Raw genomic sequence first — 16,860 nt, 5'->3', positions numbered from 1 at the left:
ATGTCACAACCCGTCAGGCGGATTGGGCCGAGGCCGATACCCCGTTAGTGAGGCTACGATGCTGATCGTCGACCCGCAGCTCTCCTACGTTGCTGCCGTCCCCAGATCGCAGCAGGTGAACAGCCCGCGCATCGACCATCTCACCACTCAGGCCCCGCGTGAGGTGTGGCAGCGTTTGTCGGCGGGGACAGGGGCCAAGGGCGAACGGTTCTGCGACTGGGCCGCCGCCCGTCCGCCCGCCGTGGACGAGTTCGACGGCGGCGAGCAGGCCCGGCAACGGTGGATGCTGAGCCGCCGCAACATCAGCAAGCTCGACGAGACCCGAGAGATTACTCGACCCCCTGGTGTGGTGACCCACCTCTACCAGCACAGAGCACAGAGAGAAGACGGTTGGCTTCGTTCACTTTCGGCGTGCACAGGGCCAGGCCACTACTGCAGTGCGTGAACCGCGGCTGAGAACACCGGGGGCATCCGAGACGCTGCGGGCACGATGAGGCGGGCGGTGCCAGGACGGCGGCTCGCGGCCAGCAGAGCTCCGGTCAGCAGCCGGTGGCGCCGGGTCAACTGGACCCAGGCCCGCTCGTACGCGTCCGGTCGCCCGGCGGCCAGGCAGCGGACGGCAGCCCCGGCCGTCGCCAGCGCGAGGGCGATGCCCTCGCCGGTGAGGGCATCGAGGTAGCCCGCGGCGTCGCCGACGAGCAGGACACGGCCGGCGACTCTGCGCCGCACCCGCTGGAGCAGTGGTCCGGCGCCGCGTACCTCCGTCGCGGCCGGGCCGGGCAGCGACGCGGTGAGGGCCGGGAAGCCGGCCAGGTGCTCGTCGTACCCGCGACGGCTGCGGCTGAGGACCGCGACGCCCACCAGGTCGTCGCCGACCGGTGTCACATAGGCCTCGCCGTGCCGGGACCAGTGGACCTCCACGAAGTCAGTCCACGGCTCGACGCGGTAGTGCCGGCGCAGTCCGTAGCGGCCGTGGGGGCGGCCCGGCAGTTCCAGACTCAGGCTGCGGCGCACGGGGGAGTGCAGGCCGTCGGCGGCGATCAGCCAACGGGCCGTGATTCCGGCGGCGGTGACCGTGTCCGGGCTCTGGTGCACCTCGCCGACCTTGCCCGTCAGCATCCGCACGCCGAGGCTGAGAGCGCGCTGGTGCAGTGCGGAGTGCAGCGTTGTACGGCGGATCCCCAGCCCGCTCCGGCCGCGGAAAGACGCTTCGGCGCGGGAGGCGCCGTCCACGTAGCGGATGCCGCGCAGTTCGCGGCCGGTGACCTCGACGCCCAGGGCTCGCAGCGCGGCGACACCGCCCGGCATGACGCCTTCTCCGCAGGCCTTGTCGACGGGCGCGGTCCGGGGTTCGACGATGACGGCCTCCAGGCCGGCGAGCGCGGCGTGGATGGCGGCGGTCAGACCGGCCGGCCCGCCGCCGGCCACGAGTACGTCGATCACGCCGGTGCGGGCGTGGTCGGGGCGGTAGCTGTGGCCAGCGCACGGTTCTCGCAGCGGATGCGCACGGTGAGCAGGGCAGCGTTGAGTGCCGTGAACACGGCTGCGGTGACCCAGGCGGTGTGGACGAGTGGCAGGGCCGCACCCTCGGCGACGACGGCCACATAATTCGGATGCCGCAGCAGACGGTAGGGGCCGCTCGTCACCAGCGGCAGGCCGGGTACGACCATCACCCGGGTGTTCCAACGGGGTCCCAGGGTCCCGACGCACCACCACCGCAACGCCTGGGCGCCTGCCAGCGCGGCCAGCATGGGCCAGGCCAGGGCGGGTACGAAGGGCCGGTCGGCCAGCCACACCTCGGCCGGGCAGCCGACCAGCAGGCCGGTGTGAAGGGCGACCATCGCCGGGTAGTGGCCTTGCCCGGTCACGATCGCGCCGCGGGCGGTGCTCCACCGCTCGTTGCGGCGGGCGACGACGAGTTCGGCGACGCGCTCGACGGCGACGGCGGCCATCAGCAGTCCGTACCAGATCATGTGTCCTGTGTCCTTCGAGGGTTCGACTACCAGCGCAGCAGGACGAGTTCGCAGGCGAACCCGGGCCCCATCGCCAGCAGTACACCCGGGGTGCCCGGCGGCGGCCGGTGTTCGGCCAGGGTGTCGCGCAGTACGTGGAGCACCGATGACGAGGACAGGTTGCCCACGTCGGCCAGGTGACGCCAGGTCACCTCGAGCGCGTCGGCGGGCAGGTCGAGGGCTTCGGTGACGGCCTCCAGGACCTTGGGGCCACCCGGGTGGCACACCCAGGCAGTTACGTCCTTCGGCTTCAGGCCGTGGTCGCCGAGGAACCCCTCGACGTCATCGGCGAGGTAACGGCGTACGACATCGGGGACCTGTGGGTCGAGGACGACCTGGAAGCCGGAGCTCCTGACGTCCCAGCCCATGACGCGCCCGGTGTCCGGATACAGATGGCTGCGGGTGTCCACGATCGTCGGGCCGGCGGTCTCGTCAGGGCGGCCCGGGCGGTTCGCGCCGCACGCGACGACCGCGGCGGCGCCGTCGCCGAACAGTCCGGTGGCGACCAGGTTGGCCATGGAGGCGTCGTTGCGCTGGAAGGTGAGCGAGCACAGTTCGACGGACAGCAGTACCGCCACGTGGTCGGGCCGGCCCAGCAGGTAGTCGTGCATACGGGCCAGTCCGGCTGCGCCGCCGGCGCAGCCCAGGCCGAACAGGGGCAGCCGTTTGACGTCCGGCCGCAGACCGAGGCGGCCTGCCAGCCGTGCGTCGATCGAGGGGGCGGCGATGCCGGTGACGGACGTGAAGATCAGCAGGTCCACGTCGGCGGCGGACAGACCGGCCATGTGCAGTGCGGCTCTCACTGCCTTGGCGCCCAGGTCGGTGGCGGCGGCGATGAAGACGTCGTTGGCGGCGCCGAATCCGTCCAGTTCCTCGTACCGTTCCAGCGGCAGCGTCATGTGGCGCGAGCCGACCTTCGCGCTGCGGTGCAGCCGGTCCAGGACCCGGCGGTCGGTGCCCTCGGGCAGACAGATGCGGGCCACCATGTCGGTGATCTCGGACTGGGTGCGACGGTGCGGTGCGAGGGCACCGTGAACGGCGGCGATCCGCGTCATATGGTTCCCGTCCGGCTATCGATTGGAGTGCGTTGCTCTGGACGTGTTCCCCGGACCCGGGCCTCGACACCACGGATCGCCCGTCCGGCCGTTAGCCCAGGGGTGCGTGCTCCAGCCGGGTGGGGGCCGGGGCGCCTACGATCGGCCGGGTGGGCACTCCTGAGCAGTCGACGACCGTCGGCGCGGCCGCGAGTTGGGCCGGCCGGGTGGGCGGCCTGGCCGGGTCGTGCCACCCTGGGCCTGTCGTGGCGGTCACCGCCTTGATCGCCGCGCTGGCCGCGTCCGCCGGACAGGGCGCCGCACGTTGCGTCCTGACCACAGCCGCAGTTCTGACCGGGCAGTTGTCCGTCGGCTGGTGCAACGACGCGTTCGATGCGCGCCGGGACATCGCCGCCGGCCGCCGTGGCAAACCCGTCGTCGACGGCGCGGTGGGTGTGACGGAGGTGTGGGTGGCGGCGTATGCCGCCCTGGCGCTGTGCGTGCCGTTGTCGCTCGCCTGTGGCCTGTGGGCGGGCGTCGTTCACCTGGCCGGGGTGGCGGCGGCGTGGGCGTACGACCTGCGGATCAAGGCGACTGCATGGTCCTGGGCGCCGTACGCGGTGGGTTTCGCCGCGCTCCCGGCGTTCGTGGCGCTGGGGCTGCCGGGGCAGCCGTGGCCGGCCTGGTGGGTTGTCACCTCTGGCGCGCTACTGGGGGTCGGAGCCCATCTGGGTGATGTGCTGCCGGATATCCGCGGGGATCTGGCGACGGGCGTACGGGGATTTCCGCACCGGCTTGGCCAGGACGGCGCGCGGCTGCTGCTGCCGGTTCCGCTGGTGACCGCGTCCGCTGTTCTGGCGCTGGGGCCCGCCGGACCACCCGGCAGATGGGGAGCGGCGGCGCTCGCGGTGGCCGGCCTGGTCGCGGTGGCGGGGACGGTGCTGGGACGCCGCTGGGAGCGGACGGCGTTCGCGGCAGCGGTCGCCGTGGCGGTGGTGGACGTGGCGTTGTTGCTGCTGCGCGGCACCGGGATCGCCTGACCGTTCTGCCTCGCCGACCGGCTCTCACCGTACGAAACCCGCGAGCGGAAGAGGGCGTTTCCCGCCCTTTGCTGCGGTTGCCGTCAACTCCGCCGACAGCCGGACACCCATCCCGGGTGCGTCCAGTGGCGCGGCGCCGCGGACGGGCAGCTCTGTCTCGCGGGACGCGAGCGCGGCGCCGGACACCAGTTCTGGTTCCAGCCGGCGTCACAGCCCCGGCTCCAGTCCCAGGGCTTCGGCGTCGTCCGCGCCGTCCAGCGGTGGCGCCGCGCGCAGTTCCGACGCCGCCGCTCATTGAGCAGTGACGAGCCGGTCCGGCCCTCGGTGGGCGGCCTCGTCGGCGAACAGAGTGCGAAGGCCCGGCCTGGGATGCGCCAGTCTGGTCAGCCATTCCATGAAGGGCACCGGTTCTCTGCGTACTCACGGCCGAGAAGGGAGGGATCCCGGCCCGTCCTTCTGCCGGGCCTCGCCGAGCACGGAAGAACGTTGAGGGCCGAGCCGATCGCCCAGCTCGACGAACAGAGGCGCGTCCATCACATCGGGGAGTGGCCAACGCTGGAACAGCAGATGGTGACATGGGTTGCCGGCATGGGCGCCCTCCTCCGCAGCGACGTGCGCGAGGTCGCGCGAGAGGAACAGTGCACGATCGTGCGATTGCCGGTCGAGCGGCGCGACGACGACCTGGTCGGCCCCTCTCCCTCTGGAGGTTGGCCGCGGGCGCACTGTTCGCTCGGCCGGGGTGGCATTACGCTGCATGGTGACGCCCGAGCCCCCGGCAGCAGCTCAGTTGCTCTGTTCCGGGGAGGCGCGTGGTGCACACAGGTCTCGACAGCGCCTTCGTGATCCTGCGTTTGGCGAGAGCGGGCTTGGCCGCTGGAAAACGTCGGCGCTGGCTTGATGGCGACGATGTGCGTGGCCCAGTTCGATGTCAGGGCATCGAACAAACCGTGACGCGACCGTTCCGCCAGTCGGCGACCGACCATGGTGAGCGCCGGCCGGAGGCCGTTGACCAACGCCAGGCGCATGTTTTTGCGAACCGGCTCCACACAGAACATCTCCGCCTGACGCCGCCTCTCGCAGGCGAGTCGACGGGTGTGGTGACGCCGTACAACTGCCGACGCGCCATCTGTGTCGGCTGCCTCACCCCACGGGCGTACAGGCGCGCATGCGACCTGCATACCGGCGAACTGCACGACCTGGCCGGCCAACTGACCCAGACCTGCGTCTCGGCGACATCCGGACCGCCGACCCTCGACGCCCAGCCCCGCAAGGAGTCCCCTGTGACTGCTACCGCTCCCGCGCTCACCGAAGCCACCCTCGCCGAGGAGTTCGGCAAGGAACTCGACCGAATCCGCTCCGGGATCATCGCCACCCGCGGCGCCGACGACGCCCGTTACATCCGTGCCGTGATCGCCACCCAGCGGAGTCTGGAAGCGGGAGGCCGGATCGCGCTCGCCATCTCGCTGCTCCCGCCCGCCTGGGCGGCGGGCGCCGCCATGCTCTCCCTCGCCAAGATCCTGGAGAACATGGAGCTGGGCCACAACATCCTGCACGGCCAGTGGGACTGGATGGGTGACCCGGCCATCCACTCCACGACCTGGGAGTGGGATTTCCTCACGCCCGCCGCGGCCTGGAAGCACACCCACAACCATCTGCACCACACCTGGACCAATGTCGTGGACCGCGACCGCGACCTCGGATACGTCGTCTTCCGGATGAGCGCCGACCAGAGCTGGCGCCCGCGCCATCTCGCCCAGCCGCTCTACAACTTCCTGCTCGCGCCACTCTTCGAGTGGGGCATTGCGCTGTACGACCTGGAACCCGATGTCGTCGCCGCCGGCCGCAAGCCGTGGCGTTCCTTCCTGGACGACGTGAGCGGGTTTCTTGCCAAGGCCACCCGTCAGCTCGCCAAGGACTATGTGATCTTCCCGTTGCTCGCGGGCCCGTCCGCGCTGCCCTGTCTGCTCGGGAACCTCACCGCCAACACGGTGCGCAACCTGTGGACCCACACCATCATCTTCTGCGGCCATTTCCCCGGCGACGTCCAGACCTTCACCGAGGAGCACATCGAGGGCGAGACCCGCGGCGAGTGGTACCTGCGCCAGATCCAGGGCTCCGCCAATATCGAGGGCGGCCCCCTCTTCCACGTCCTCAGTGGCAACCTCGGTCACCAGATCGAGCACCATGCCTTCCCGGATCTGCCCAGCAACCGCTACGCAGAGATCGCCCCGCAGGTGCGCGAACTCTGCGAGAGGTACGGCATCCCGTACGTCACCGGCCCGTTGTGGCGGCAGTACGGCTCCACGTGGGGCCGTATTCTGCGCTTCGCTCTTCCTGTTGGTGGACTTGCCGCGAGGTAAGGCCGAGCCGTGTGCGGAGAATCCGCCCAACCCGTGGACTCATTGGTACAACTGACCAGCCAGGGCATGGCCGAAGGGCTTGGGCTTTGACTGGACCTCGCGGACGAGGACCGGACAGGTCGCGTGCGGCGCAGGGTGCTGGCAGGGGGCGAGCCGGCGACTTCGATCTCGGGACTCTCCTCTTGGCGGGTGCCCGCGCCCCGTCGGCCGTGTTCGGACAGCCGCGCAAAGAGGTTCTGACGTGTGCGCCTGATGGGGAGCGCAGGCCAGGCGGGCGGCAGCAGCGACACGGCCAGGGTGGAGGGGCCTAGAGAGCGAGGGTGAGCGGGCCTGCCGCGCCATTGACGCAGGTCTGGATCAACTCGCCCGGTTCACCGTGCAGTTCGCCGGTCCGCAGATCGCGGACGCGGCCGTGTACCAGCGGGACGAGACAGCCGAAACAGATCCCCCGGCGGCACCCGTACGGCATCGCCACACCCGCGGCCTCCCCGGTCTCCAGCAGGGGCACGGACGCGGACGCGTCGGCCTCGATGCCGCTGCGCTCGAACCGGACCCGGCCGCCCGGCGCGTCGGTGTCCGCAGACAGCACGGGCATCGGCCGGAATCGCTCCACGCGCAGCCGCTCGTCGGCCCCGGCCGCGGCCCAGTGCCGCTGCAGTGCGTCGAGCAGCCCCCCGGACCGCAGGCCCAGGTCTCGCGGTCGTACCAGTCCGGGCAGAGCACACTGATGTGCTCCGGGACCAGCCGACCGGCCGTACGGGTGTACGGGTCTCGACGCTCAGCCAGGGCAGCCGGGCCGCCAAGTCGGCCAGTTCGGCGCGGAAGAGGAACTCGTCCGGGCCGGGTGCGCTGTGCAGGAGTACGACGTCGGGGGCGGCCCGGGGAAGTGGCGGCGCGCGAGGGTGCGCAGCATCCCCGCCATCGGGGTGATGTCGCTGCCCGCCGTCACCATTAGGATCCGCGGCGGCAGCGGATCGTCCGGCAGCGTGAACTCGCCCTGCGCGGGGCCGAGTCGGAGCACCGTTGTGGGACGGGTGCGGTACACCAGGTGCGGGGAGGCCCGGCCGCCGGGATCCTCCTTGACCGTGATCAGCAGCGTCCGGCCCGGTGCCTCGGGGGTGAGGTGATCGAGTACGTACGCCAGTGCCGTACGCCGTCGATCTCCACCCCCACCGGCAGGTACTGACCGGCCCGGTGTCCCGCCCAGCCGCTCCCGGGACGGATCTCCAGCGTGGCGGCCCCGGCGCACTCCGGCCGCACGGCGACCACCCGGCCCGCGGGATGGCGGGCGGACAGCAGCGGGTCGATCAGGCCGAGGTAGTCGTCCGGCGCGAGGGGAGTCGCGAGAGGGCTCACGAGGGCGCCGGCAAGCCGGCCCGCCGTGGCCAGTGCACTGCCGCTGCCCCGGTCGGCGAGACGGGCGAGAGCGGCGAAGACGTCGGCGGTCGTTCCGGAGACGGCCGACGGCGTCGACGGGAGGGCCCGTGTGCGCAGAACCGGCTCTCACCACAGTGCATACACGCGGGGGCCGAGCACGTCGGTTACGTCGGCCCCTGGGCGGCGTGCCGCAGTCGGCGTCCCGCCAGAGAACCACAACGACACCGCCCGCGGCGGACGCGGAACCAGTTTCCGCCAGGCCACGCGTCCCTCCCGCCTCCCGCGCCGCACGACACGAGCGAGCCCGCCCGGCCCACGCGGGGGTACCTCGGAAGCAAGGCGTACGAATGCCGCACCCGTCCGGCGCACAATGGCCGAATCGCGTCTGACTGCACGTCGTGCCAGTGCACGTATCGGCCCACATACGGCCCCCGTCGGCTGCGGCTCGCCGCGCGGGACGAGCCCAGGGACCCCGGCGCGCTCGCCGCCCCCGCGAGGGAGCAGATGGTGAAAGCGTTGGTGGAGCCGGCGAGGGAGCTGTGCTCGATGCCCGAGGAGGTGCGGAGCCTGTTGCTGACCATGATCATCACGTGGTTAGTACAGCGACTGTTTCAGAACACAGCCGCCGCATTCCGCCGGTGTGGTCCACGTACCGGCTTCCTGCGGCGGCTGTGTTTCCTGCGGGGAAGACGCTGTCACTGGCTGGCAGGCGCTGACATCTGCAGCAGCCGTTCGGTGATCTCCCGGTATTGCCTGAGCGCGAGCCGCAGTTCCTCGGTCTGCGTGTCGGTGTCCTGGTCCTGCCAGCTTTCGCGCAGGACGCGGCGCCGTTCTGCGAGGGTGTTGGTGAACTGGGTGGCGGCATCGTCGAAGACGGTGTCGGCCTCTTCCACTGCCTGGCGTGGGTTGTCGACGAAGGTGTTGAGGGCCTGTTGGAGTCGCAGGGTGAGCTTGTTCCGCTTGCCCTGCGTGACCAGTTCCGGGCTGCGCCTCCGATCGGGGCTGCCGGCGCTGGTACCGGGCTCACGCGGGGCATGAGCGGGTTCGGTGCGAGGTGCCTCGGGTGCGCGCTCCACCGGATCCGGGCCCCCGGTCTGGGAGTGCCGTGCGTGTTCGGCGTTGTACGACATCACCTGCTACTTCCCTGCGCGTGGCGTCGGTGCAGTGCCCACGGCGCGTGGCCTTGACCGTCGGGGGATTGCGGGCGGCGCGGGTCGGAGTCGACTGGTTGTTCGGTTACCAGTGTCTCGAAGAGGCTTCGGGCCTCGATCATGCCTCCCGCATCTCCTCGGTGACGCTTTGGCCGCGCGCCGCTGTGTGCACGCTGCGGTAGCCGTGGATATGGGCGGCGTGGTGGACGGAGAGAGTGGCGAGCTGCTCTTCGAACCGCTCGCCGTCGGGGAAGCCGCGGTCCCTCGCCAGGCCGGCAAGGAGTGTGTCGGCCGGTGACGGCCTTCTGCGGCGAGTCGACGAACTGTTCCTGGACGTCGGCCCACTGCGCCACTGTGCCGCGTACTGCGCCCGGTCCTCGGGCGACAACGGCTGCTCATCGAGGGAGCCGTGCTGCTTGAAGCTGACCGCCGCGATGACGATCACGGCGATGATCACGATGGTGAGCATGGTGGCCTTCTCTGGCTCTCGGCTGGTGTCCACACGACGTGAGCACCACCCGGGGCCTGTTGGTCACCGCCTGAAGGCGTTCTTGGCCTTGTCGCCGGACTGCTTCAGGTTTCCGGAGATCTGGTCGGTCCTGCCTTCACGCTGCAGTCGCCTGTTGCGGGTGGTCCGGCCGATGCGTTCGGTGACCCGGCCCTTGAGTGCCTGCGTCTTGTGCTTGATCGTCTGTCCGACGCTCATGGTTGTCCTCTGCTCGTTCTCTGGATGGGCTTCCGCGCGTGATTGCTGTACAGGCCGCTGTTCTCGCGGGCGGGGGAGAGCGCCTGGTGTGGGCTAGCCGCGACTGCGGCCGTACCGGCGGCCGCCGCCGCGCCTGCCACCGCCGCGCCCGCGCATCGCGAAGCCGGCGATCCAGACGACCAGCAGTATGGCGGCGACCCACCACAGGGCCTGCATGGTGAAGCCGAACCCGAACACCACCAGGATCAGCAGAAGGAGAAGAATCCACAACATCGCCGGGCCTCCAGATCGCGGGAAGTTCCTGAGTTCCGCGGGGTCCGGGCGAAGTGGGTAGGTGGAATGCAGTCCCCGAACAATTCGGAGTGGCATCGCCCTACGCCGTGCTGTCAGTCAACGCCCGGCGACTTCCGTTGTCAACGCAGTGCCGAAACGGGGGAGTTCTGCGATCTGGGCAGGGGCCGCTGGGACAAACGGAGCCTCGGCGGGAGCGTCGACCGGCTCGGCCGGCGGCAGGATGCGGTCCCCCCACCAGAACAGGCCCAGCATGGTGGCGAGCAGGACCAAGGGAGTCGAAGCCGGAACGATCAGTACGTACATGCGTACCGCCTGCGGTGGGATGCGTGCGACGCTGCGGGCAGTAGATCGGTGCCCCTTGGAGTGCATCGAGGCTGCGCCGGGGTCGCGTGGCGACTGCGAGTGCGGGAGCGGCCAGTTGGTGGCGGGGCAGGTTCCGGCACTGATGCGCAAGGTGCGCCCCCGAAGGAACGCGAGAGGCGATCGACGCTGCCGGGGGCCGGGGCCGTACCGCGCATGCTAGCCCTCGCCGCACTCCCGGAACAGACGACAGGTGGCCATCTACACCGGGTGGAAGACGGTTACGTGGGGCGCTATCCGTAACCTCGGGGCAGGACTACGCTGTTCGCACAGGCCCCAGTCCCCGGCAGTGATACCTTGTTCCGCTCCCGGGGAGTCTCGCCGTGTTCATTCTGCTTCTCATCCTGATCGTGGTCTTGTTCGGCTTCGGCTTCCTCCATCCCCTCTGGTGGGTGGCCGCGGCCGTGCTGGTCTTCGGCGCCACCCGCTACGGTCGCGATCGTGGTGGAGGCCGGGGCCTTGGCGGCGGGTCCGATTATGGGGAGTACCGGGAACGTCAGGACCGCTGGGACCGTCGCTACAGCCGTCAGCACCGGGCGCGCTGGAGGCGCGAGGACCGTCGGGACCGCGAACGCCGTGGGTGACCGATGAACTGGCCTGGCATCCAGAGGTTCCGGGACGGCTTCAGCCACACCGGACGCGCCGAAATCGTGGAGAGGTACGTGCCATGCATCGCACAACCACGCTCCCAAGGGATTGGTGGGACCTGACGGCCGAGGCCTCGGTAGGGAATCCGGCCGAACAGGATGTCGCGTCGCTGCGCGCCGAGATCGATCAGTTGCGGCGGGCGCTGGCCGGCCGTGCGGTCATCGACCAGGCCTGCGGCATGGTCATGGTCCTGGCCCCTTGCCGCCGTGGGCCGGCCAGGAACCTGCTGGTGGATATCTCGCGACAGTGCAACACCAAACTCCCAGAGGTGGCTGCGGCCGTGGCCGCCGCCTGGGAGGGGGAGCCGCTCTCGCAGCTGATGCAGCGGGCACTTCGGCGCGCACTGCGGCGGCTTTACGCGGAAGACCGGGGGTGCGACTCACCACCGGCGGATGAGCCGACCGGAAGGGGAAGGCCATGATTCACGCAGCCGACGTCCGCGAATGGCGCAACCGCGACGTCGTCGATACCGAGGGCCACAAGATCGGTATGCTCGAAGCGGTCTATGTGGACACCACCACGGACGAGCCGGCCGTGGCCACGGTACGGACCGGACTGCCCACCCGGCACCGTCTGCTCTTCGTCCCCATCGATGATGCGATTGCCGGGCCGGACTATCTCAAGGTCGGCTATGTGAAAACCCTGGTGAAACAGGCTCCTTCGATCGGCACCGACGACGTGCTGCCCGCCGAACAGGAGGAAGCGATCTTCAAGCACTACGGGCTGGCCTACAAGCCCGGTGCGGCCGGCGAACGGCAACTGGCGCGCCGCTGACCGCCTATGGACAGGATGGCTGGCCTGTGAGGTACGGACCATGCACCAGGTGACCACGCCCCGTGAAGAACGGCGGCTGTTGACGGCCGTGGCTTCGGCGGAGGAAACGGCTCTACTGGCCGAGGTTGTCGAACTACGCGCCAGGAATGAGCAGTTGGAGCAGGCGCTGGCGAGCCGTGCGGTGATCGACCAGGCGCGCGGCATGGTGATGGTCCTGGCACCGTGTTCCAGTGAGCGGGCCTGGGACCTGCTGGTGGACGTATCGCAGCACTGCAACGTCAAACTCCGGAACGTGGCTGCAGCCCTGGTCGCCACGACGAGGGACGAGACGCTCCCGGGGCAGATACAGCGGGAGCTGCGCCGGGCGCTGCGGCGCCTTTACGCGGGAGCCGGGAGATGACGGCATGCGCGCTCAGCGGACGGCACCGGGGGCTGTGAGCTCAACCCTCCGGTGCCTTTGTCCGCCGGCCATGGGAGGCTCTGTCGGGTATCCCAACTCTGGTGATGGCAAACCGTCTCCGTCTGCGCGTCCTCTTCGGACATCTGCCGATGTGCGGGAGACCGGCCCGAATGTTTGGCGAAGCCCGATGGGGGACCCAGCCGACGTCAGTTCGGCGAATAGAAGTCTGCCGTGTCTTCTTGAAGATTTTCGAGGACGAATATTTCGTGTGCGACGTATGGGGTTACGATCCGGCCATCGGCCACGGCGCGGTAATCAACGCAATCGGTTTCACGGTGGAAGCCGCTGGCGGCAGCATTGGGAGGATCGGCAAGCATTCGGACGAAGCCGGCGCCGCCTACCTCGTTGTCGACATGGTGGTCTGAATCTTCGGCGGGCACGTGCTTCTCCTCGCCAGGACCATCACGCGCACGTTATCCGCACCACTCATTCACGGCAGTACGGATCCTGCCGGTGGTTGGCTACCAGCCAGATCGGACCGCCCACCGGCGCCGCCTGGTGAAGGCACTCGGGGGTGAACTGCAACTCGCCAGTTAGGGTGGCCCCTCCACCGAGGAGACCGATCCTGCGACGACCGGTGCCGGGGTCATGTGGCACGTAAGGGCCAAGGGCGATGTCCGCACCACACTGTGCGGACAGAAAGTCGCGCAAACCGTGCGTGCCAGGCCGGTCCTCGATGACACGCCGACCGAAGATCTATTGTTCGCCGTGTATGGCCGTTGTCCACGCGAGGGTCTGATGCACGCTGATCGGGCGCACGCCTCACTGGCATCGGGCGTCCGTTTGCGCCGAGGTTGCGTCTCATCCTCGCCGTTTCAGTGCACGTGCCACGCGTGGGAGCTCCTCGTGGAGCAGTCGGCCGACCAGCGCACCGCCGAATACGACGACGCCCACACCGACCAGCCATGACTGGATGACCAGGACGGTTCCGACGGGGCCGTAGGTGATGGCGTTGGATGCGATCAGTGGCGAGTAGACGAGCCGGGAGAAGACCCTGAGACCGAGCAGCCCGACCATGGTAGCCACCGCGCCGGGCAACAGGGCGTGCCAGCGAACCCGCCCGCCGAGCAGTATCCGCTGCGACCACCAGAAGAACAGGACGGCGCTCAGCGATGCGGCGAACGCGCCGGCCAGGGACTCGGGTCGCAGCGTGGTGGTGGCGGAAGCGAAGAGGTAGCCGATGAGTACGCCGAGCCACACCACATGGCGCCACCTGGCCCACCAGCGGGCCGGGGGCATATCCCAGACCTTCTCATAGCCGGACTGCACCGCTACCCCGAAGGCCAGGCCGAAAGCGGCGAGGACGGCAATTCCGAACGCGGTCGTGGTCCGCAGTGCCTGACTGGGGAGGGTGAACAACTGCTCCACATGTTCTCTGGAGGTCGTCGACACGCCGAGTCCTTCCCCCAGCCACTGCGCGAATCCCCGCCCATGCTCTGGATCGGCCGAGGAGACAATGATCAGCAGCGGCACCAGTGTGAGGAACCCCAGCGCGGCGAAGCCCAGCGAACGCTGCCCCAGCTCCAGATCGCTGCTCCGCCGCCATCCGCGTCCGATTGGCGAATGGCTGATCACGCGGCCCAGCCGTTCGAACAGAGAGGAACGGCCCGCGGCACCCGAGGTCTTCATCGGCATGCCTGTCGACTACCACAGTCGACACCGGCGCCCCACGAGGGCGCGACGCACAGCTTCCCGAACGGCTCAGGAGGAGGCCGTGATCCAGGAAGCCGATATCCGTGAGTGGCGCAACCACAACGTCGTGGATCCTAGATGATCAATTCCAAGGGGTGCCTGCGGAGGGTGTGGGGTGGGCGGCGGCCGAAGCCACCGCGAGACGGTCAGGCGGCGGGCTGCCGGCCCTGGTTGTCGAGGTGGCAGCGGGCGGTCAGGCGTCAGGGTCGACTTCGGGGTGCGTGAACCGCACGGGCTTGCCCAGCGACCGGGCGTAGGCGATTTCGGCTCGGGCGCTGTCTCCGATGTAGTCGCCGACTACGAGCATCTCATCAGCGAGCCGGATCTTCGCCCGGTGCAGATCGTCGAGCCGAACCTTCAGCGCCTCGGCCTCGACAGGATCGGACCAAAGTTCGTGCGGCGACTTCATGTCACAGCCCGGTTTGACGACAATCTTTCCGGCTTTGGTCTCCCGCAGATCGGCCTCGTTCATCTCGGTCATGAAGCGGGTGGAGCCGCAGATTACGACGATACGCGGGAGGCTCAACAGCTTCTTCGCGTCGGCGAGCTTCTCCTCGGGGGTGAGCAGTTGCGGGTATGACACTGGTTCCTCCTGGTGGTGTGGTCCAAGGGGTGCCTGCGGAGACGAGAACGAGGGTGTCCAAGATCGTTTTGTGGCGAACGACGTGGACACCCTCGCGACAGCACTCTATGCGACGACCGACGACATGCTGAAGGAGCATCCCGACCTGGCGCCGTGGCGGCCGCCGGTCGGCATTACGCCCCGCCTGAGCGATGCCGAACTGGTCACCCTCGCCACGATGCAGGCCATACTCGGCTACACCTCCGAGGCCAAATGGCTCCGCCATGCCCATGCTTACCTGCGCCACCTCTTCCCCTACCTGTCCCAGCAGCCCGGCTACAACAAGCGGCTGCGCAAGGCCGCCGGTCTGATGCGAAGCGTCAACCGGATCCTGGCCACCACCACCTCGGTGTGGAGCGACGACGTATGGGTCGTGGACTCCACCCCCGTGGAATGCGGCCGTCAAACGCTCCGACCTGGCAGGTTGGGCCGAATGCGGCTACTGCGCCAGCCACAGCCGCTTCTTCTGGGGCCTGCGCCTGCACCTGGTCTGCACGCTTCAGTGCCTGCCCATCGCCTTCGCCCTGACCGGGGCCAAGGCCGACGAACGCGAGACCCTCCTTGGCCTCCTGGCAGCCGAATGCGAGCTTCTGCGAGAGCGCCCCCGACAGACTCTCATCGGCGACAAGAACTACTTCGGCCGTGGTTTCGAACGCGAACTGTCCGAGCATGGAGTCCAGTTGCTGCGGCCTGCCTGTAAAGGTGAACGGGAACGGCCTGGCGCAGCCCTGTTCAAGCCGCTGCGACAGGTCATCGAATCGATCAACGAGACCTTCAAGGGACAGCTTGACCTCGAACGGCACCGAGGGCGCACACCCGGAGGTGTCATAGCCCGCGTCATGCAACGCATCCTCGCGCTGACCGCCGCGATCTGGCACAACGACGCCACCGGACAAACCGTCCTACGCTCACTGATCGCCTACGATTCCTAATCTCTTTGTCAAGCGGCGTTTGTGACGGGGGGTATGGGTTCGTAGCACCGTCCGTCACGCAACAGGGCCCACAGGACGTTGACCCGGCGGCGGGCGAGGGCGAGGACGGTGTGCCGTTTGCCCTCGGCGCGTTTGCGGTCGTAGAAGCGGCGGGATTCCTCGCAGCAGCGGATGCTGATCAGCGCGGAGGTGTAGAAGACGCGTTGGAGTCGCCGACTGTAACGTCTGGGCCGGTGCAGGTTGCCGCTGATCTTGCCCGAGTCGCGGGGAGCGGGGGCGACGCCGGCGAACCCGGCGAGGCGGTCCGGGCTGTCGAAGGCCGCCATGTCGCCGCCGGTGACGGCGAGGAACTCGGCGCCGAGCAAAGGCCCGATGCCGGGCATGCTCGCGATCACCTCGGCGTGTTTGTGCTCGCGAAACCGGGCCTCGATGAGCTTGTCGGTCTCGGCGATTTGCTCGTTGAGGCGCATCACCTCCCTGGCGAGCGTGTGCACGAGCTGGGCTGTCGGCTTCTCCCCGGTCACGCTGGTGTGCTGGCTCTCGGCAGCCGCCAGGGCCGTCTCGGCGAGCTGGGCAGCACCGCGGACCTTGCGGTTACGCAGCCAGGTCTCCAGCCTCCGGGCCCCGGTCCTGCGGATGGCGGCTGGGGTCTGATAGCCGGTCAGCAGGATCAGCGGGCCGGCGTTGGTGGGGTCCAGAGCCCGGTCCAGAGCGGGAAAGATGCTGGTGAGGTGGTTGTGGAGCCGGTTGATCACGCGGGTGCGGTCGTCGGCGAGGTCGCGGCGATGGCCGGTGAGTACCTTGATCTCAGCGACGAGTTCGTCACCCGGCCGCAAGGGTTGCAGGTCTCGGCGGATCCGGGCCTGGTCGGCGATGATCGCGGCGTCCTTGGCGTCGGTCTTGCCTTCGCCCCGGTAACCCTCGGAGGCACGGCTGACGGCCCGGCCGGGGATGTAGAGCATGTGCTGGCCGTGGTTGAGCAGCAGATCGATCAGCAGGGCGGCGCCGCCGTCGGCCAGGTCGATGCCCCAGGTGACCTCAACGCTCAGAGCGAGGACATCGGCCAGGAGCTTCAGTAATTCCGACTCGTCGTTGGCCACGCGCCGCGACAGCAGCCGCTTGCCGGTGTCGTCGATCACCACGCAATGGTGATGGGTCCTGCCGGCATCGATGCCGGCCCAAATCGCTGTCACGCGCTCTCCACGGGTCGCTCGCCTACCTGCACCACAGACGACCTCGCTGGCGAGTCCCTACTCAGCGATCGGATCGCGATTCCTAATCAGCAGCCGAGTCGTCGTGGGGCGTCGGGCGGCGAATCGTAGGAAGCCACGGACGGCAGACCACTGAAAGCCACACCCGACACCCCTGGGTGAGCCAACCCTACGAATGGCTCGCTCA

The 16,860-nt window shown here is 69.1% G+C and carries 22 protein-coding genes and 1 pseudogene; 9 read left to right on the top strand and 14 right to left on the bottom strand.

Annotated elements, in window-relative coordinates; translation table 11 throughout:
* Positions 1-58 precede the first annotated feature (58 nt).
* A complete protein-coding gene (locus tag OG798_RS01950) occupies positions 59-445 on the top strand; it encodes a hypothetical protein (protein ID WP_121418020.1) in 387 nt (128 codons plus the stop codon).
* On the opposite strand, the gene OG798_RS01945 is transcribed toward OG798_RS01950, so the two are convergent.
* The 3 genes from OG798_RS01945 to OG798_RS01935 are packed head-to-tail and all read right to left on the bottom strand — an operon-like array spanning position 430 to position 3,067.
* Positions 430-1,443: an NAD(P)/FAD-dependent oxidoreductase gene (locus tag OG798_RS01945; protein ID WP_121418021.1), complete on the bottom strand. Its 1,014-nt coding sequence runs from the start codon at positions 1,441-1,443 to the stop codon at positions 430-432. The two genes, OG798_RS01950 and OG798_RS01945, sit on opposite strands and share 16 nt — an antisense overlap.
* Positions 1,440-1,973, bottom strand: coding sequence for an isoprenylcysteine carboxyl methyltransferase family protein (locus OG798_RS01940; RefSeq protein WP_328756024.1), 534 nt, complete (start codon positions 1,971-1,973; stop codon positions 1,440-1,442). The genes OG798_RS01945 and OG798_RS01940 overlap by 4 nt, the downstream gene beginning before the upstream one ends.
* Positions 1,974-1,999: 26 nt before the next feature.
* Positions 2,000-3,067 (bottom strand): type III polyketide synthase, encoded by a 1,068-nt coding sequence (locus OG798_RS01935; protein ID WP_328756022.1) that lies wholly within the window; start codon positions 3,065-3,067, stop codon positions 2,000-2,002.
* A gap of 149 nt (positions 3,068-3,216) precedes the next feature.
* Here OG798_RS01935 and OG798_RS01930 point away from each other — a divergent pair, with 149 nt between their 5' ends.
* A complete protein-coding gene (locus tag OG798_RS01930; RefSeq protein WP_328756021.1) occupies positions 3,217-4,086 on the top strand; it encodes a UbiA family prenyltransferase in 870 nt (289 codons plus the stop codon).
* Positions 4,087-4,506: 420 nt separating this feature from the next.
* On the opposite strand, the gene OG798_RS01925 is transcribed toward OG798_RS01930, so the two are convergent.
* Complete coding sequence (locus tag OG798_RS01925) at positions 4,507-4,842, bottom strand: hypothetical protein (protein ID WP_147474270.1); 336 nt, start codon at positions 4,840-4,842, stop codon at positions 4,507-4,509.
* Between the two features lie 524 nt (positions 4,843-5,366).
* Here OG798_RS01925 and OG798_RS01920 point away from each other — a divergent pair.
* Complete coding sequence (locus OG798_RS01920; RefSeq protein WP_121418712.1) at positions 5,367-6,446, top strand: fatty acid desaturase family protein; 1,080 nt, start codon at positions 5,367-5,369, stop codon at positions 6,444-6,446.
* Between the two features lie 307 nt (positions 6,447-6,753).
* On the opposite strand, the gene OG798_RS01915 is transcribed toward OG798_RS01920, so the two are convergent.
* From OG798_RS01915 to OG798_RS01885, 7 genes are all read right to left on the bottom strand, one after another.
* Positions 6,754-7,041, bottom strand: coding sequence for a 2Fe-2S iron-sulfur cluster-binding protein (locus OG798_RS01915; protein WP_328756019.1), 288 nt, complete (start codon positions 7,039-7,041; stop codon positions 6,754-6,756).
* Positions 7,042-7,535: 494 nt separating this feature from the next.
* Positions 7,536-7,802: a hypothetical protein gene (locus tag OG798_RS01910; protein WP_328756018.1), complete on the bottom strand. Its 267-nt coding sequence runs from the start codon at positions 7,800-7,802 to the stop codon at positions 7,536-7,538.
* Between the two features lie 716 nt (positions 7,803-8,518).
* The gene (locus OG798_RS01905) at positions 8,519-8,953 is read right to left on the bottom strand and encodes a hypothetical protein (RefSeq protein WP_328756017.1); all 435 of its coding nucleotides are present in this window, start codon (positions 8,951-8,953) and stop codon (positions 8,519-8,521) included.
* Between the two features lie 139 nt (positions 8,954-9,092).
* Positions 9,093-9,443, bottom strand: a complete 351-nt coding sequence (locus OG798_RS01900; RefSeq protein ID WP_267060177.1) for a hypothetical protein — start codon at positions 9,441-9,443, stop codon at positions 9,093-9,095.
* A gap of 63 nt (positions 9,444-9,506) precedes the next feature.
* Positions 9,507-9,680 (bottom strand): CsbD family protein, encoded by a 174-nt coding sequence (locus OG798_RS01895; protein WP_120988519.1) that lies wholly within the window; start codon positions 9,678-9,680, stop codon positions 9,507-9,509.
* Between the two features lie 93 nt (positions 9,681-9,773).
* The gene (locus OG798_RS01890; RefSeq protein ID WP_120988522.1) at positions 9,774-9,953 is read right to left on the bottom strand and encodes a hydrophobic protein; all 180 of its coding nucleotides are present in this window, start codon (positions 9,951-9,953) and stop codon (positions 9,774-9,776) included.
* A 117-nt stretch (positions 9,954-10,070) separates the two neighbouring features.
* A complete protein-coding gene (locus OG798_RS01885; RefSeq protein ID WP_328756015.1) occupies positions 10,071-10,277 on the bottom strand; it encodes a hypothetical protein in 207 nt (68 codons plus the stop codon).
* A 380-nt stretch (positions 10,278-10,657) separates the two neighbouring features.
* On the opposite strand from OG798_RS01885, the gene OG798_RS01880 reads away from it, so the two are divergent.
* From OG798_RS01880 to OG798_RS01860, 5 genes are all read left to right on the top strand, one after another.
* The gene (locus OG798_RS01880) at positions 10,658-10,918 is read left to right on the top strand and encodes a hypothetical protein (RefSeq protein WP_120988527.1); all 261 of its coding nucleotides are present in this window, start codon (positions 10,658-10,660) and stop codon (positions 10,916-10,918) included.
* 83 nt (positions 10,919-11,001) lie between these two features.
* Positions 11,002-11,403 carry an ANTAR domain-containing protein gene (locus OG798_RS01875; protein ID WP_120988530.1) on the top strand — a complete coding sequence of 134 codons (402 nt, stop codon included), beginning with the start codon at positions 11,002-11,004 and terminating at the stop codon, positions 11,401-11,403.
* Positions 11,400-11,756: a PRC-barrel domain-containing protein gene (locus tag OG798_RS01870; protein ID WP_120988533.1), complete on the top strand. Its 357-nt coding sequence runs from the start codon at positions 11,400-11,402 to the stop codon at positions 11,754-11,756. Before OG798_RS01875 ends, OG798_RS01870 begins: the two co-directional genes overlap by 4 nt.
* Before the next feature lie 49 nt (positions 11,757-11,805).
* Positions 11,806-12,156: an ANTAR domain-containing protein gene (locus OG798_RS01865; protein ID WP_443053691.1), complete on the top strand. Its 351-nt coding sequence runs from the start codon at positions 11,806-11,808 to the stop codon at positions 12,154-12,156.
* Between the two features lie 239 nt (positions 12,157-12,395).
* Positions 12,396-12,581, top strand: coding sequence for a hypothetical protein (locus OG798_RS01860; protein ID WP_147474271.1), 186 nt, complete (start codon positions 12,396-12,398; stop codon positions 12,579-12,581).
* Between the two features lie 436 nt (positions 12,582-13,017).
* On the opposite strand, the gene OG798_RS01855 is transcribed toward OG798_RS01860, so the two are convergent.
* Positions 13,018-13,851, bottom strand: a complete 834-nt coding sequence (locus OG798_RS01855; protein WP_121418027.1) for a YhjD/YihY/BrkB family envelope integrity protein — start codon at positions 13,849-13,851, stop codon at positions 13,018-13,020.
* Between the two features lie 250 nt (positions 13,852-14,101).
* Positions 14,102-14,491, bottom strand: coding sequence for a hypothetical protein (locus tag OG798_RS01850; RefSeq protein WP_121418028.1), 390 nt, complete (start codon positions 14,489-14,491; stop codon positions 14,102-14,104).
* A 70-nt stretch (positions 14,492-14,561) separates the two neighbouring features.
* On the opposite strand from OG798_RS01850, the pseudogene OG798_RS01845 reads away from it, so the two are divergent.
* Positions 14,562-15,462: pseudogene (locus OG798_RS01845) on the top strand (IS982 family transposase).
* An 8-nt stretch (positions 15,463-15,470) separates the two neighbouring features.
* Here OG798_RS01845 and OG798_RS01840 read toward each other — a convergent pair.
* Positions 15,471-16,655 carry an IS110 family transposase gene (locus tag OG798_RS01840; protein ID WP_328756013.1) on the bottom strand — a complete coding sequence of 395 codons (1,185 nt, stop codon included), beginning with the start codon at positions 16,653-16,655 and terminating at the stop codon, positions 15,471-15,473.
* Between the last annotated feature and the right edge of the window lie 205 nt (positions 16,656-16,860).

Source organism: Streptomyces sp. NBC_00271, assembly GCF_036178845.1.
Taxonomy (GTDB): Bacteria; Actinomycetota; Actinomycetes; order Streptomycetales; family Streptomycetaceae; genus Streptomyces.
The sequence above is the reverse complement of the archived record's forward strand: the minus strand, read 5'-3'. Positions and strand labels throughout refer to the sequence as shown.